The sequence below is a fragment of the Streptomyces asoensis genome (assembly GCF_016860545.1).
Classification (GTDB): Bacteria; Actinomycetota; Actinomycetes; order Streptomycetales; family Streptomycetaceae; genus Streptomyces; species Streptomyces asoensis.
The window spans coordinates 1,583,236-1,598,306 of sequence record NZ_BNEB01000005.1 but is presented as its reverse complement, the minus strand read 5'-3'; the positions used below and the strand labels follow the sequence as shown (position 1 = coordinate 1,598,306).

The following is a 15,071-nucleotide window of genomic DNA, read 5'->3' as shown; positions in this document are numbered from 1 at the left end:
GGAACGCGTTCAGAGGATGGGAGCGGGTGGTTCGCCGGTACGCGTACGGAACGCGAGCCGCCCCTCCTCGACCTCCACCGTGACCAGGTCGCCCTCCTTCACCTGCCCGTCCAGGAGCAGCCGGGACAGCCGGTTGTCCACCTCGCGCTGGATCGTGCGCCGCAGCGGACGGGCGCCGTACTCGGGCTGGTAGCCGCGCTCGGCGAGCCAGCCCGTGGCCGCGTCGGTGAACTCCACCGCGATGCCCTGCGCGTGCACCAGCCGGCGCGTCCGCTCCAGCAACAGCGCCGTGATCTCCCGCAGTTGCTGCCCCGTGAGCTGCCGGAACACCACGATCTCGTCGATCCGGTTGAGGAACTCCGGCCGGAAGTGCTCGCGCAGCGGCCGCAGGATCTGCTCGCGCCGCGCCTCCTCGTCGGCGTCCGCGCCCGCCGAGCCGAAGCCGATGCCGGCGCCGCGCCGGGTGATCGCCTCCGAACCGAGGTTGCTGGTCATCACGATGACCGTGTTGGTGAAGTCGACGGTGCGCCCCTGGGAGTCGGTGAGCCGCCCGTCGTCGAGGACCTGGAGCAGGATGTTGAAGACGTCCGGGTGCGCCTTCTCCACCTCGTCGAGCAGGAGCAGCGAGTACGGGTGCCGCCGGACGGTCTCCGTCAGCTGCCCGGCCTCCTCGTGGCCGACGTAGCCGGGCGGGGCGCCGACCAGCCGGCTGACGGTGTGCCGCTCCTGGTACTCGCTCATGTCGAGCCGCACCATGCGCTCCTCGCTGCCGAACAGCGACTCGGCCAGCGCACGGGCCAGTTCGGTCTTCCCGACGCCGGTCGGGCCGAGGAACAGGAAACTGCCGATCGGCCGGTCCGCGCTGGCGAGCCCTGCCCGGGAGCGCAGCACCGCGTCGGCGACGACCCGTACGGCCTCCTCCTGGCCGACCACCCGCTCGTGCAGGTGCTCCTCCAGGGCGAGCAGACGGTCCTTCTCCTCCTGGGTGAGGCTCGCGACCGGGATGCCGGTCTGCCGGGACACGACCTCCGCGACCGCCTCCGCGGTGACCTCCAGGTGCCGGCCCTCGTCGGAGGTGTTCTCACCGCTGGCGTCCGCGATGCGCTGCCTCAGCTCGGCGATGCGGTCCCGCAGCCGGGTGGCCTGCTCGTAACTCTCGTCCGCCACCGCCTGGTCCTTGTCGCGTGCCAGCTCCTCGGCCTCGCGCTCCATGGCCCGCACGTCCGTGCCCTTCGTGCGGGCGCCGAGCCGCACGCGCGCGCCCGCCTGGTCGATCAGGTCGATCGCCTTGTCGGGCAGCCGGCGGTCGGTCAGATAGCGGTCGGACAGCTCCACGGCCGCGACCAGCGCCTCGTCGGTGTAACGGACCTGGTGGTGGGCCTCGTAGCGGTCGCGCAGCCCGCGCAGGATCTCCAGCGCGTCCGCGACGGACGGCTCCGGGACGAGGATCGGCTGGAACCGGCGGGCCAGCGCCGCGTCCTTCTCGATCCGCCGGTACTCCTCCAGCGTCGTCGCGCCCACCACGTGCAGTTCGCCGCGGGCCAGGGCCGGCTTGAGGATGTTGCCGGCGTCCATCGAACCGCCCTCGCCCCCGCCGCCCGCGCCGACGACGGTGTGCAGCTCGTCGATGAAGACGATCAACTGGTCGGAGTGCGCGCGGATCTCGTCGATGATGGCCGTCAGCCGCTCCTCGAAGTCGCCGCGGTAGCGGGTGCCCGCGACCACGCCCGTCAGGTCCAGGGAGACCACGCGACGGGCGACGAGGACGTCCGGCACGTCCCCGTCCGCGATCCGCTGCGCGAGCCCCTCCACGACCGCCGTCTTGCCGACGCCGGCGTCACCGATCAGCACCGGGTTGTTCTTGCCGCGCCGGGACAGCACCTCGATGGTCTGCTCGATCTCGTCGTCCCGGCCGATCACCGGGTCGATCCGGCCCTGGCGGGCCGACTCCGTGAGGTCGCTGCCGTACTTGTCCAGGGTGGGCGTACCGGTGGGCCGCTGCCGCTCGCCCGCGCGGACCGCCGGCCCGGTGTCCGGTGGTTCGGGCGGCAGGCCCGAGGCCGCGAAACGGGCCGCGTTGAGGATGTGCCCGGCCGCGGAGTCCGGGTTCGCGGCGAGCGCGCTGAGCACGTGCTCGGGGCCGATGTAGCCCGCGCCGCGGGAGCGCGCCAGGTCGTGGGCGTCCAGCAGGGCGCGTTTGGCGGCCGGGGTCAGCGAGAGCGACGTGGGAGGCGGCACCTCGCCCGGCGGGTGCTGGACGGGCCCCGAGCGCTCGTCGATCTCCGTCGCGAGGGAGTCGGGGTCGGCACCGGCCCGGCTGAGCAGCTCGCGTGTCGGTTCCGCGGACAGGGCCGCGCGCAGCAGGTGCTCGGTGTCCAGGTCGCGGCTGCCGTGCTCGGCCGCGTACTGGGCCGCGCCGCGGACGAGGTCCCGCGCGGGGCGGCTGAGCAACTGGCCGATGTTGATCTGACGGGGGCCGGGGCGGGGCCCGCCGAAGAAGCGGGCCAGGAACTCGCCGAAGGGGTCGCCGTAGCCCTCCGGGCCATTGAAACCGCTGGTCATGGCGTTCCGTTCGATCGACTTGCGATGCCGGTGCCGGGTGCCCTCGGCTGGGGGCGGTCACACCACCTTCGCACGATCGCCGACCACGGGCACGCGCAGGAAACCCTCCCGCGCGGACCCCCGTGCCGCGCCCGCCCCGCCCGCGTCAGCGGCGTTCCGTGAGGATGCGCGGACCGGCCTCGGTGATGGCCACCGTGTGTTCCGCGTGGGCGGCCCGCGAGCCGTCGTTCGTGCGCAGGGTCCAGCCGTCGGGCGCCTCGTGGTAGCCGTCGCCGCCGCCGGCGATCAGCATCGGCTCGATCGCGATGACCATGCCGTGGCGCAACGGGTAGCCCCGCCCGGGGCGGCCCTCGTTGGGGACCCCGGGGTCCTCGTGCATGTGCCGGCCGATCCCGTGGCCCCCGAAGCCGTCGGGGATGCCGTACCCCGCCGACCGGCACACCGTGCCGATCGCGTGGGCGATGTCGCCGATGCGGTTGCCGACGACGGCCGCCTCGATGCCCGCCGCCAGGGCCCGCTCGGCGGTCTCGATCAGTCGCAGGTCCGCCGGGCGCGCGGTCCCCACGGTGAAGCTGATCGCGGAGTCGCCGACCCAGCCGTTCAGCGCGGCGCCGAAGTCCATGGAGACGAGGTCGCCGTCGCGCAGCCGGTAGCCGGTGGGGATGCCGTGCACGATGGCGTCGTTCACCGACGCGCAGAGCACCGCGGGGAAGGGGGTCGCGGCGAAGGACGGGCGGTAACCGAGGAAGGGGGAGGTCGCCCCCGCCTCGCGCAGCACCCCGTGTGCCAGCTCGTCCAGTTCCAGCAGGGAGACACCCACGTCCGCGGCCTCGCGCACGGCTGTGAGGGCCCGGGCCACGACCTGTCCCGCTGCGTACATGGCCTCGATCGATGTGTCCGTCTTGAGCTCCACCATGCCAATTACTATACCGGTATTAGAATGGGCTCATGGTGCGCACCCCCCTGACTCCCGAAGAGCGCGAACGCGGCGAACGGCTCGGCCGTCTGCTGCGCGAGGCCCGCGGCGACCACAGCATGACCGCGATCGCGGCGAGCGCCGGCATCTCCGCCGAGACGCTCCGCAAGATCGAGACCGGCCGCGCGCCCACCCCGGCCTTCTTCACCGTCGCCGCGCTGGCCCGGGTGCTCGGTCTGTCGATGGACGAGCTCGCGGGGCTGTGCGTGCCCGCCCCCGCGTGACACCCTGGGGCCGCCGGCGGGCGCGGTCCGGACCGCGCGAGACCCGCCGTCGCGTCGGTTTCGAAAAGCTGCCGTAGCCGCGCTGTAACACGGCTGGTGTTCTCTACGAACCGGAGTGTTCCGGTCGGGGCGGGAGTCGAGCGATGGCTGTGGATCAACTCCCGGGCAGGGTGCGGGAGTTCGTGAGCTACTTGAACGGCCTCCTGTCGCGCCTCGACCAGGGCGCCGGCTGGTGCGCGGTGTTCTGGCAACGCGACCCCGACGGGATGCGGGCCTGCCTCGAAGGACACGAGGTGCCGCCCTGGGACGTGGTGGAGGCGGTGCTCCAGGACCTCGCCGCCGAGTACGGGGCCGCCGTCGCCGCGCAACAGGAGGAGCACGTCAGGCCCCTGCACGCCGCCGCGCTCGCCGCGCACGACGCCCGGCCCGGCGGCCGTGACGCCCTCGGTGACCGGCTCGACGTGATGCTCCGCGAACAGCGCTACGCAGCCGACCGGCTGGCGGGGCTGGGCCGCAGGCTCTCCGGCGCGGTCACCGAGGAAGAGGCCGACGCCGTCCGGCTCGAGCTGGCCTGGGCCCGGGACGACCACGAGCGGGCCACCGCCCGGTGTGCCGAACTCCGGTACCGGATCGCCGAGTTCGATCGTCTCCCGGCGGCCGGGCCGCACCGCGGAGCCTCCCCGCACACCGCGCCCCGCGCCATGGACCCCGCCCCCCGCCCCGCTCCCGCCGACGGCATCCGCTCCGCACACGGCACCCACGAGCCGACGCCGGGTCCCCCGTCCGCCGACCCACACGAATCCGCACACGACACCCCGGCCGCTCACAGCACCGCGGAGCCGTCGTACGGCACCCCTGCCGCCCATGGCATCGTCGAGCCGTCGTACGGCACCCCGGCCGCCCACGGCACCGCGGAGTCGTCGTACAGCACGCCGACTGACCACGACACCCCAGAGCCCTCGTACGGCAGCCCGGCCGCCCACGGCACCGCGGAGCCGTCGTACGGCAGCCCGGCCGCCCACGGCGCCCCAGAGCCTTCGCACGGCACCCCTGCCGTCCATGGCACCGCGGAGTCGTCGTACGGCGCGCCTGCCGCCCACGGCATCGTCGAGCCGTCGTACGGCACCGTGTCCGCTCGCGGCACCGCCGAGCCGTCGTACGGCAGCCCGGCCGCTGACGGCGCCCCCGAGTCGTCGTTCGGCGCCGCCGGCGCTCGCGGCGTCGACGGGCCCGCTTCCGGGCGTTCGGGCGGGGCGTACGGCGGTGACGCGTCGGTGGGCGGAGCCCCCGCGCCCGGGCCGGCGTCCGCGGCTGCGTCCGCCGAGGACGCCCCCGCCCCCGCCGCCGTTCCCAAGCAGCGCAAGCGGCGCCGGGGCAGTGCCCGCTTCGCGGGTCTCGCCGACGACGACGCCGTCCCCGCCGACGAACCGCCCGCCGACCGGCCGGCGGCCCCCGCGCCCGCGGCGCGCCGCACCCCGCGCGGCGCCCGCTTCGCCGGAGCCGCCGTCGAGAAGGCCGCGCTGCGCTCCGAGCCGCAGCGCGAGGCGCTGGACGACGTGGCCCGCCGCGAGACCGTCGAGGCGGTGCAACGGCTGGTGCGGCTGCGCGGCGACGGCCGCAGCGGCGAGGCCCACGCCCTGCTCGTCGAGCTCGCGTCCTGGCCGGCCGCCCGCATCCCGCTGCTCGCGGCCGAACTCCAGCGCGCCGGGCTCACCGCCGACTGGACCACCCTGCTCTGGGAGGCCGCCTCCCTGCCCGCCGACCGGCTGGTCGCCGCGGCCGACGCGCTCGTCGCGGTGGGCCGCACGGCCGACGGCGAACAGATCCTGCGCCAGGGCGTCGCCCGCCCGGCCGCCGAGATCGGCCGGGCCGTCCTCGCGCTGAGCGAGGGCGGGCGACTGCGGGAGGTCCGCGCGCTGCTCGACGCCTACGTCCGGGTCCGCACCCCCGAGGAGGCCGCCCGCAGCGCCGCCCCGGCCCCGCGGACCCTCGTCCCCCTGCTGCTGGAGGCCGCCCGGAGTGTGTCGGAGGAACGCCACTGGGACCTGGTGCACGCCCTGCGGGTGGCCGGCTTCACCGCCTGACCGGGGCCTGCCCCCTTACGCCGTCCGCCCCGCGACTGCCCCACCGGAGTGTGAAACGCGATCGACTCGGCGGGTTGACGACGATGGTCTTGGCAAGCCCGTCCCGGAGGCTTACGTTCGTCCCTCTACGACCTTCGTCTACGGGCGTAGAGGCTCTGACGTCCCGTCGAAGGAGCAGCTCATGGCCAACGTCGTACGTGCCGCACTCGTCCAGGCCACCTGGACCGGCGACACCGAGTCCATGGTGGCGAAACACGAGGAGCACGCCCGCGAGGCGGCCCGCCGGGGCGCGAAGATCATCGGGTTCCAGGAGGTCTTCAACGCTCCCTACTTCTGCCAGGTCCAGGAGCCGGAGCACTACCGCTGGGCCGAGCCGGTACCCGACGGGCCGACGGTACGCCGTATGCAGGACCTCGCCCGCGAGACGGGCATGGTCGTCGTCGTGCCCGTCTTCGAGATCGAGCAGTCCGGCTTCTACTTCAACACCGCCGCGGTGATCGACGCGGACGGCTCGTACCTCGGGAAGTACCGCAAGCACCACATCCCGCAGGTGAAGGGCTTCTGGGAGAAGTACTACTTCAAGCCGGGCAACCTCGGCTGGCCCGTCTTCGACACGGCCGTCGGCAAGGTCGGCGTGTACATCTGCTACGACCGGCACTTCCCCGAGGGCTGGCGGCAGCTCGGTCTCAACGGCGCCCAGCTCGTCTACAACCCGTCCGCGACCCACCGCGGCCTCTCCGCCCACCTGTGGCGGCTGGAGCAGCCCGCGGCCGCCGTCGCCAACGAGTACTTCGTCGCCGCGATCAACCGCGTCGGCGTCGAGGAGTACGGGGACAACGACTTCTACGGCACGTCGTACTTCGTCGACCCGCGGGGCACGTTCGTCGGCGACGTCGCGAGCGACAAGGACGAGGAACTCGTCGTGCGCGACCTTGACTTCGATCTCGTCGAGGAGGTCCGGCAGCAGTGGGCCTTCTACCGCGACCGCCGTCCCGACGCCTACGAAGGGCTGGTGCAGCCGTGAGCGAACTCCACGCCCGCCACCGCAACGTCCTGCCGGACTGGCTCGCCCTGTACTACGACGACCCGCTGGAGATCACCCACGGCGAGGGCCGCCACGTCTGGGACGCCGACGGCAACAAGTACCTCGACTTCTTCGGCGGCATCCTCACCACCATGACCGCGCACGCGCTGCCCGAGGTCACCAAGGCGGTCGGCGAGCAGGCCGGGCGGATCATCCATTCGTCCACGCTCTACCTCAACCGGCCCATGGTCGAGCTGGCCGAGCGCATCGCCCAGGTCAGCGGCATCCCCGACGCCCGGGTCTTCTTCACCACCTCCGGCACCGAGGCCAACGACACGGCCCTGCTGCTCGCCACGACCCACCGGCGCAGCAACACCGTCCTCGCGATGCGCAACAGCTACCACGGCCGTTCCTTCAGCGCGGTCGGCATCACCGGCAACCGCGGCTGGTCGCCGACCTCGCTGTCCCCGCTCCAGACGCTGTACGTGCACGGCGGCGTGCGCGGCCGGGGCCCCTTCGCCGAGCTCGGTGACGCCGAGTTCGTCGAGGCCTGCGTCGCCGACCTGAAGGACCTGCTCGGGCACACCCGCGCGCCCGCGGCCCTGATCGCCGAGCCCATCCAGGGCGTCGGCGGGTTCACCTCGCCGCCGGACGGGCTCTACGCGGCCTTCCGCGAGGTACTGGCCGAACACGGCATCCTGTGGATCGCCGACGAGGTGCAGACCGGCTGGGGCCGCACCGGCGAGCACTTCTGGGGCTGGCAGGCGCACGGCCGCAGCGGCCCGCCGGACATCGTCACCTTCGCCAAGGGCATCGGCAACGGCACCTCCATCGGCGGTGTCATCGCCCGCGCGGAGATCATGAACTGCCTGGACGCCAACAGCATCTCCACCTTCGGCGGCACCCAGGTCACCATGGCGGCCGGCCTCGCCAACCTCTCCTACCTGCTGGAGCACGACCTCCAGGGCAACGCCCGGCGGGTCGGCGGCCTCCTCATCGAACGGCTGCGGGCGGTCGCCGCCCAGGACCCGGGCGTACGGGAGGTGCGCGGGCGGGGGCTGATGATCGGCGTCGAGCTGACCAGGCCCGGCACCGACCGGGCGGACCCGGACCGGGCGGCCGCCGTGCTGGAGGCGGCCCGCGCCGGCGGGCTGCTGATCGGCAAGGGCGGCGGCCACGACACCAGCGCCCTGCGGATCGCCCCGCCGCTGTCCCTGACGGTGGCGGAGGCCGAAGAGGGCGCCGCGATCCTCGAAGGCGCGCTGAGGAGCACGCAGTAACGCAGGGCTGAGCAAGGGAACACGACGCCATGACCATCACCCTGGAGCCCTGGGGGCCCGTAGAGCCCCTGGAACCCGCCCTGTCGGTCCGTCAGGTCCTGGCCCTGGAAAGGGTGCTGGCCGGTGAGCCCGAGGTGGTGGCCGGCGCGGGCCAGCTCGACCGGCCGGTCCGCTGGGTGCACGTCGCCGAGGCCGCCGACGTCGGCGTGATGCTCAGCGGCGGCGAGATGGTCCTCACCACCGGCGTGCTCCTCGCCGGGGACGAGAACGCGCAGACCGAGTACATCCACTCCCTGCACCGGGCGGAGGCCTCCGCAGTGGTGCTGGGCCTGGGACGGGCGTTCCCCGCGCCGCCGGACGTGATGCGGCGCGCCGCCGAGCGGTGCGGGCTGCCGATGGTGGTGCTCCACCGCCCCTTCCCCTTCGCCGAGTTGACGGAGGAGGTGCAGTCGCGGCTGGTCCGGCGCAAGTTCGCCGCGGTCAGCCTCTCGGAGGCCGTACGGACCGCCCTGACCGGGCTGATCACCGCGGGCGCACCGCTCCAGCCGCTGCTCGACGTGATCGCCCAGCACGCCGCCTGTCCCGTCGTCGTCACCAACCTCGCCCACCGGGTGCTGGCCACGGCCGGGGAACGGTCGGCGGTCGACGACGTGCTGCGGGACTGGGAGCGCATCTCCCGCCAGGCCGGCGGGAGCGAGGGCGACGGCTGGATCCGCGCGGAGCTGGGCGGCCGGGGCGAGCGGTGGGGGCAGATCATGCTCTGCGGCCACCGGGGCGACACCGCGGGCGGACGGCTGCTCGCCGACCGGGCCGCCGAGGCGCTCGTCCTGCACCGCATGCTCGGCGGGGCCTCCGCCCACAGCTGGGAGGAGCAGTCCGCGCAGAGCCTGCTCACCGACCTGGTCTCCGGAGTCGTCCCGGCCCGGCAGCTGCTGCCCCGGGCCCGGGCGGCCGGCCTGCCCGTCAACCGGCGCACGTTCGTCCCGCTGGTCGTCCGCGACGGCGATCCCGCCCAGCTGGAGCGGATGCTGCGGCTGCTGGGGATGCCCGGGCTCGTCGCCGAGCTCGCCGGCGGGGTCACCGCCGTCCTGCTCAGCCTGGCCCGCGACCAGGACGCCGACGCCCTCGCCGCGCACTTCGCCGCCCGGCTGCGGGCCGAGTCGGGGGAGAACCGCACGGTCGTCGCGGCCGCCGCCCCGCGCACCGTCTGGGACGACGTGTCCGCCGGGCTGCGCGAGGCCCGGCACGTCGCGGACGCCGTGGCGGACTCCTCGGCCGCGCTCGACCTCCCGGCCGTCGTCCGCCTCAAGGACGTCCATCTGCGCGGACTGGTCCGGCTGCTGCGGGACGACCCGCATGTGCAGTCCTTCGCCGAGCGCGAGCTGGACGGGCTGCTGTGCGCGGCCGGGGACGACCTGCTCGCCGTGCTGCGGACGTATCTGGCGACCGGCCGCAACAAGTCCCGCACCGCCCAGCTCCACCACGTCTCCCGGCCCGCCCTGTACCGGAGGCTGGAAGCGATAGAGGGGCGGCTCGGCGTGGACCTCGACGACTTCGAACAGGCCGCCTCGGTGCACATCGCGCTCCTCGCGCACGACGCGCAGCAGAGCTGACCGCGGACGTTCGGCAACAGCCTCGAAACACGGGACGACCAGGGAAAACGGTGGTGAAACATGGGCCCGGGAAGACGTGACACGGTGGCACGCCGGATGCCCGCAGGCGTGACAGCGTGCCACTCAGAGCGCGCTTCCCGGCTTCCTAGGCTCCTCGTACACCGAGCGACCGGAGGTCCCGATGAGCAGAGTGATCCGTGCCGCCGTCTTCCAGACGGCCTGGACCGGCGACAAGGAATCGATGATCCAGGTGCACGAGCAGGCGGTCCGCGACGCGGCCGCGCAGGGTGCTCAGGTCCTGTGCTTCCAGGAGCTCTTCTACGGACCGTACTTCTGCCAGGTCCAGGACCCGCGGTTCTACGAGTACGCCGAGCAGGTCCCGGACGGCCCCGTCGTCCGGCGTTTCCAGGAGCTGGCCCGCGAGCACGGCATCGTGCTGGTGCTGCCGGTGTACGAGGAGGAGCAGCCGGGCGTCCTCTACAACACCGCCGCGGTGATCGACGCGGACGGCTCGTACCTCGGCAAGTACCGCAAGCACCACATCCCGCAGGTGAAGGGCTTCTGGGAGAAGTTCTACTTCCGGCCCGGGAACGTGGGCTGGCCGGTCTTCGACACGGCCGTCGGCAAGGTCGGCGTGTACATCTGCTACGACCGGCACTTCCCCGAGGGCTGGCGGGCGCTGGGGCTGGAGGGCGCGGAGATCGTCTTCAACCCCTCGGCGACCTCGCGCGGCCTGTCCGCGTACCTGTGGCAGCTGGAGCAGCCGGCGGCGGCCGTGGCCAACGAGTACTTCGTCGGCGCGATCAACCGCGTCGGCGTCGAGGAGCTCGGCGACAACGACTTCTACGGGACCTCGTACTTCGTGGACCCGGAGGCCCAGTTCGTCGGCGAGGTGGCGAGCGACAAGGAGACCGAACTCGTCGTCCGCGACCTCGACATGGCCAAGTTGCGCGAGGTGCGCGACCGCTGGCAGTTCTACCGGGACCGCCGTCCCGACGCCTACCCCCCGCTGACCGCGCCGTAGGGCGAGAGGTCCCGTGCCCCGCGCCGGACGCGAGTCCGCCCGGGGCACGGGGCGGCGCCCCGCCGCGGCTTCGCCGCGCGGCGCGACCGGCCACAGACGACCCGCACCCATCGACCACGACCCAGCGGAGCGTTACAGCATGAGCAGCCGAACCGTCATCCAGGGTGGTCTCGTCGTCACCGCGTCCGACGAGATCCACGCCGACGTCCTGATCGAGGACGGCCGCATCGCCGCCCTCGCCGCCTCCGGCACCCCGGCCGCCGGGGCCTGGACCGCCGAGAGGGTCATCGACGCGACCGGGAAGTACGTCATCCCGGGCGGGGTCGACGTCCACACCCACATGGAGCTGCCCTTCGGCGGCACCTTCGCCTCCGACACCTTCGAGACCGGCACCCGGGCGGCCGCCTGGGGCGGCACGACGACGATCGTCGACTTCGCCGTGCAGAGCGTCGGGCACTCCCTGCGCGAAGGCCTCGACGCCTGGCACGCCAAGGCCGAGGGCAACTGCGCGATCGACTACGGCTTCCACATGATCGTCTCCGACGTCAACCAGGACACGCTCAAGGAGATGGACCTGCTGGTGGAGGAAGGGGTCACCTCCTTCAAGCAGTTCATGGCGTACCCCGGCGTCTTCTACAGCGACGACGGCCAGATCCTGCGCGCCATGCAGCGCTCCGCCGACAACGGCGGGCTGATCATGATGCACGCCGAGAACGGCATCGCCATCGACGTCCTGGTCGAACAGGCGCTGGCCCGCGGCGAGACCGACCCCAGGTACCACGGCGAGGTCCGCAAGGCCCTGCTGGAGGCCGAGGCCACGCACCGCGCCATCAGGCTCGCGCAGGTCGCCGGCGCGCCGCTGTACGTGGTGCACGTGTCGGCGATGGAAGCGGTCGCGGAACTGGCCCGGGCCCGCGACGAGGGGCTGAACGTCTTCGGCGAGACATGTCCGCAGTACCTGTTCCTGTCGACGGACAACCTCGCCGAACCGGACTTCGAGGGCTCGAAGTACGTGTGCAGCACCCCGTTGCGGCCCGAGGCGCACCAGGCCAAGCTCTGGCAGGGCCTGCGCACCAACGACCTCCAGGTGGTCTCCACCGACCACTGCCCCTTCTGCTTCGTGGGCCAGAAGGAGCTCGGCCGGGGCGACTTCTCGAAGATCCCCAACGGTCTGCCGGGGGTCGAGAACCGGATGGACCTGCTGCACCAGGCCGTCGTCGACGGGCACATCAGCCGCCGCCGCTGGATCGAGATCGCCTGCGCCACCCCGGCCCGCATGTTCGGCATGTACCCCAAGAAGGGCACCATCGCCCCGGGCGCCGACGCCGACGTCGTCATCTACGACCCGCACGCCGAGCAGATCGTGTCGGCCGAGACCCACCACATGAACGTCGACTACTCGGCGTACGAGGGCAAGCGGCTCACCGGCCGTGTCGAGACGGTCCTGTCGCGGGGCGAACTCGTCATCACCGAGCGGGAGTACACCGGACACGCCGGTCACGGCGTCTACACCCCGCGCTCCACCTGTCAGTACCTCAACTAGGAGCAGCGCACATGGACTTCGGACTCGTCCTCCAGACCGACCCGCCGGCCTCGAAGGTCGTCGAGCTGATGAAGCGCGCCGAGGACAACGGTTTCACCTACGGCTGGACCTTCGACTCCGCCGTGCTCTGGCAGGAACCGTTCGTGATCTACAGCCAGATCCTGGCCCACACCAGCAGACTGACGGTGGGCCCGATGGTGACGAACCCGGGCACCCGTACCTGGGAGGTCACCGCCTCCACCTTCGCCACCCTCAACGACATGTTCGGCAACCGCACGGTGTGCGGCATCGGCCGCGGCGACTCCGCGATGCGCGTCGCGGGCCGCCACCCGAACACCCTCGCCCGGATCAGCGAGGCCATGAAGGTCATCAGGGCGCTCGGCTCGGGCCAGGAGGCCGACCTCGGCGGCACCGTCGTCCGGTTCCCCTGGATCAAGGACGACGCGCGACTGCCCGTCTGGATGGCCGCCTACGGGCCCAAGGCGCTGAAGATGACCGGCGAGGAGGCCGACGGCTTCATCCTCCAGCTCGCCGACCTCTACCTCACCGAGTACATGGTGAAGGCCGTCAAGCAAGCCGCGGCCGACGCCGGCCGCGACCCCGCCGAGGTGAAGATCTGCGTGGCCGCGCCGGCGTACGTAACCGAGGACGACTCGCCCGAGGCGCTCGCCCACGCGCGGGAGCAGTGCCGCTGGTTCGGCGGGATGGTCGGCAACCACGTGGCCGACCTCGTCTCCAAGTACGGCGAGCACTCCGCCGCCGTACCGGACGAACTCACCGACTACATCAAGTCCCGCGAGGGGTACGACTACTCGCACCACGGGCGGGCCGACAACCCCGACACCGCGTTCGTGCCCGACGAGATCGTCGACCGGTTCTGTCTGATCGGGCCGGCCGAGAAGCACATCGAGAAGCTGACCGCGCTGCGTGAGCTCGGCGTCGACCAGTTCGCCGTCTACGACATGCACGACGCGAGGGAGGCGACCATCGACGCCTACGGCACGACGGTGATCCCGGCCGTCAACGGCTGATCCGCGCACCGGGACCGCCGCGCGCGCCAGAAGCCCCAGCGACCGCTCGACTCCCCATCCCCCCACTCCAGTTCTCCCCTCCTCCGGCATCCGGGAGGAGGGGGCCGGAGACCCCGCACGGCCTTTCCGGATCCGCCCCTCGTTTGATTGGCCTGCCCATGACCGACACCGCTCCCACGGCCATACCGCCGACCGCCCAAGTCACCCTCGCCGACGGCCGGGTGGAGATCGCCCCTGGTTCGCCGCAGCCCAGCGGCCCCTACGCCAACGCGGACCTGCTCCCGGTTCCGGTGGAGAAACGCACCTGGACGACGTACAACTTCTCCGCGCTGTGGGTCGGCATGGCCCACAACACGGCGTCGTGGACGCTGGCCTCCGGTCTGATCGCCGTCGGCATGGACTGGAAGCAGGCGGTGCTCACCATCGCCCTGGCCAACATCATCGTGCTGGTGCCGATGCTGCTCACCGGGCACGCGGGCCCGAAGTACGGCATCCCCTTCCCGGTCTTCGCCCGCGCCTCCTTCGGCGTCCGCGGCGCCAACCTTCCCGCCGTGGTGCGGGCGTTGGTGGCCTGCGGCTGGTTCGGCATCCAGACCTGGATCGGCGGCGAGGCGATCTACTTCCTCGCCGGAAAGCTGATCGGCAACGGCTGGAGCGACGCCGGGAAGGTCGGCGGGTACGCCTGGACGATGTGGCTGTCGTTCGCGATCTTCTGGGCGCTCCAGGTCGCGATCATCTACCGGGGCATGGAGACGATCCGCCGCTTCGAGAACTGGGCGGCGCCCTTCGTGCTCGTCGGCGCCCTGGTGATGCTGGTCTGGATGAGCAACAAGGCGGGCGGCTTCGGTCCGTTGCTCGACCAGCCCTCCAAGCTCGGCTGGGGCGGCGACTTCTGGAAGCTGTTCTGGCCGTCCCTGATGGGCATGATCGGCTTCTGGTCGACGCTGTCCCTGAACATCCCCGACTTCACGCGCTACGGCAGGTCGCAGAAGGCGCAGACCTGGGGCCAGGCGCTCGGCCTCCCCACCACGATGACCCTGTTCGCACTGCTGTCGGTGATGGTCACCTCCGGTTCGCAGGCCGTGTACGGCGAGACGATCTGGGACCCGGTACAGCTCGCCGCCAAGACCGACAACGTCTTCGGGCTGCTGTTCGCGCTGGTGACCGTACTGGTGGCGACCCTGTCCGTGAACGTGGCCGCCAACCTGGTCTCCCCGGCCTTCGACTTCTCCAACATCGCGCCCCGCCGGATCAGTTTCCGCACCGGCGCCCTCGCCACCTGCGTCCTCGGGGTGCTGATCTTCCCCTGGAAGCTGTACTCCGACCCCCAGGGCTACATCTTCACCTGGCTCGGCCTGGTCGGCGGTCTGCTCGGCACGGTCGCCGGCATCCTCATCGCCGACTACTGGATCCTGCGCCGCGGCAGGCTCGACCTGACCGATCTGTACCGTACGGGGGGCCGCTACTGGTACGACGGCGGCTGGAACTGGCGGGCCGTGGTGGCCTTCCTGACCGGCGGGGTGCTCGCCGTCGGCGGCGCCAGCTTCCGGCCGCTGATCGACGGCCGTCCCGTCCCGGCACTGGAGACCCTCGCCGACTACGGCTGGGCGGTCGGGCTCGGCACCGCGATGGTGCTCTACCTGGCCCTGATGATGCTGTTCCCGCCGAGACAGGAGCGGGACACCGTCTGACCCACGTGGTGGCGGGAAG

Annotated in this window: 11 protein-coding genes; 9 read left to right on the top strand and 2 right to left on the bottom strand. The window is 72.4% G+C overall.

Translation table 11 applies throughout. From position 1 onward, the window contains the following. Positions 1 to 9: 9 nt before the first annotated feature. Both Saso_RS29990 and map read right to left on the bottom strand, forming a co-directional pair. A complete protein-coding gene (locus Saso_RS29990; RefSeq protein ID WP_189925698.1) occupies positions 10 to 2,562 on the bottom strand; it encodes an ATP-dependent Clp protease ATP-binding subunit in 2,553 nt (850 codons plus the stop codon). Positions 2,563 to 2,707: 145 nt separating this feature from the next. Continuing rightward, the gene (gene map / locus Saso_RS29985) at positions 2,708 to 3,478 is read right to left on the bottom strand and encodes a type I methionyl aminopeptidase (protein ID WP_189925700.1); all 771 of its coding nucleotides are present in this window, start codon (positions 3,476 to 3,478) and stop codon (positions 2,708 to 2,710) included. Positions 3,479 to 3,510: 32 nt separating this feature from the next. On the opposite strand from map, the gene Saso_RS29980 reads away from it, so the two are divergent. From Saso_RS29980 to Saso_RS29940, 9 genes are all read left to right on the top strand, one after another. After that, complete coding sequence (locus Saso_RS29980; RefSeq protein WP_189925702.1) at positions 3,511 to 3,762, top strand: helix-turn-helix domain-containing protein; 252 nt, start codon at positions 3,511 to 3,513, stop codon at positions 3,760 to 3,762. 182 nt (positions 3,763 to 3,944) lie between these two features. After that, on the top strand, positions 3,945 to 5,846 hold the full coding sequence (locus Saso_RS29975) for a hypothetical protein (protein WP_307822270.1): 1,902 nt from the start codon (positions 3,945 to 3,947) through the stop codon (positions 5,844 to 5,846). Between the two features lie 181 nt (positions 5,847 to 6,027). Then, entirely contained in the window at positions 6,028 to 6,870 is an 843-nt protein-coding gene (locus Saso_RS29970) for a nitrilase-related carbon-nitrogen hydrolase (protein ID WP_189925706.1), read from the top strand. Then, a complete protein-coding gene (locus Saso_RS29965) occupies positions 6,867 to 8,150 on the top strand; it encodes an aspartate aminotransferase family protein (RefSeq protein ID WP_189925708.1) in 1,284 nt (427 codons plus the stop codon). The genes Saso_RS29970 and Saso_RS29965 overlap by 4 nt, the downstream gene beginning before the upstream one ends. A gap of 29 nt (positions 8,151 to 8,179) precedes the next feature. After that, the gene (locus Saso_RS29960) at positions 8,180 to 9,763 is read left to right on the top strand and encodes a PucR family transcriptional regulator (RefSeq protein ID WP_189925710.1); all 1,584 of its coding nucleotides are present in this window, start codon (positions 8,180 to 8,182) and stop codon (positions 9,761 to 9,763) included. A gap of 181 nt (positions 9,764 to 9,944) precedes the next feature. Then, on the top strand, positions 9,945 to 10,787 hold the full coding sequence (locus tag Saso_RS29955; RefSeq protein ID WP_189925712.1) for a nitrilase-related carbon-nitrogen hydrolase: 843 nt from the start codon (positions 9,945 to 9,947) through the stop codon (positions 10,785 to 10,787). 139 nt (positions 10,788 to 10,926) lie between these two features. After that, complete coding sequence (gene hydA, locus Saso_RS29950) at positions 10,927 to 12,330, top strand: dihydropyrimidinase (protein WP_189925714.1); 1,404 nt, start codon at positions 10,927 to 10,929, stop codon at positions 12,328 to 12,330. An 11-nt stretch (positions 12,331 to 12,341) separates the two neighbouring features. Further along, positions 12,342 to 13,361: a TIGR03842 family LLM class F420-dependent oxidoreductase gene (locus tag Saso_RS29945; RefSeq protein ID WP_189925716.1), complete on the top strand. Its 1,020-nt coding sequence runs from the start codon at positions 12,342 to 12,344 to the stop codon at positions 13,359 to 13,361. A gap of 158 nt (positions 13,362 to 13,519) precedes the next feature. Then, positions 13,520 to 15,052 (top strand): NCS1 family nucleobase:cation symporter-1, encoded by a 1,533-nt coding sequence (locus Saso_RS29940; RefSeq protein WP_189925718.1) that lies wholly within the window; start codon positions 13,520 to 13,522, stop codon positions 15,050 to 15,052. Positions 15,053 to 15,071: the final 19 nt, after the last annotated feature.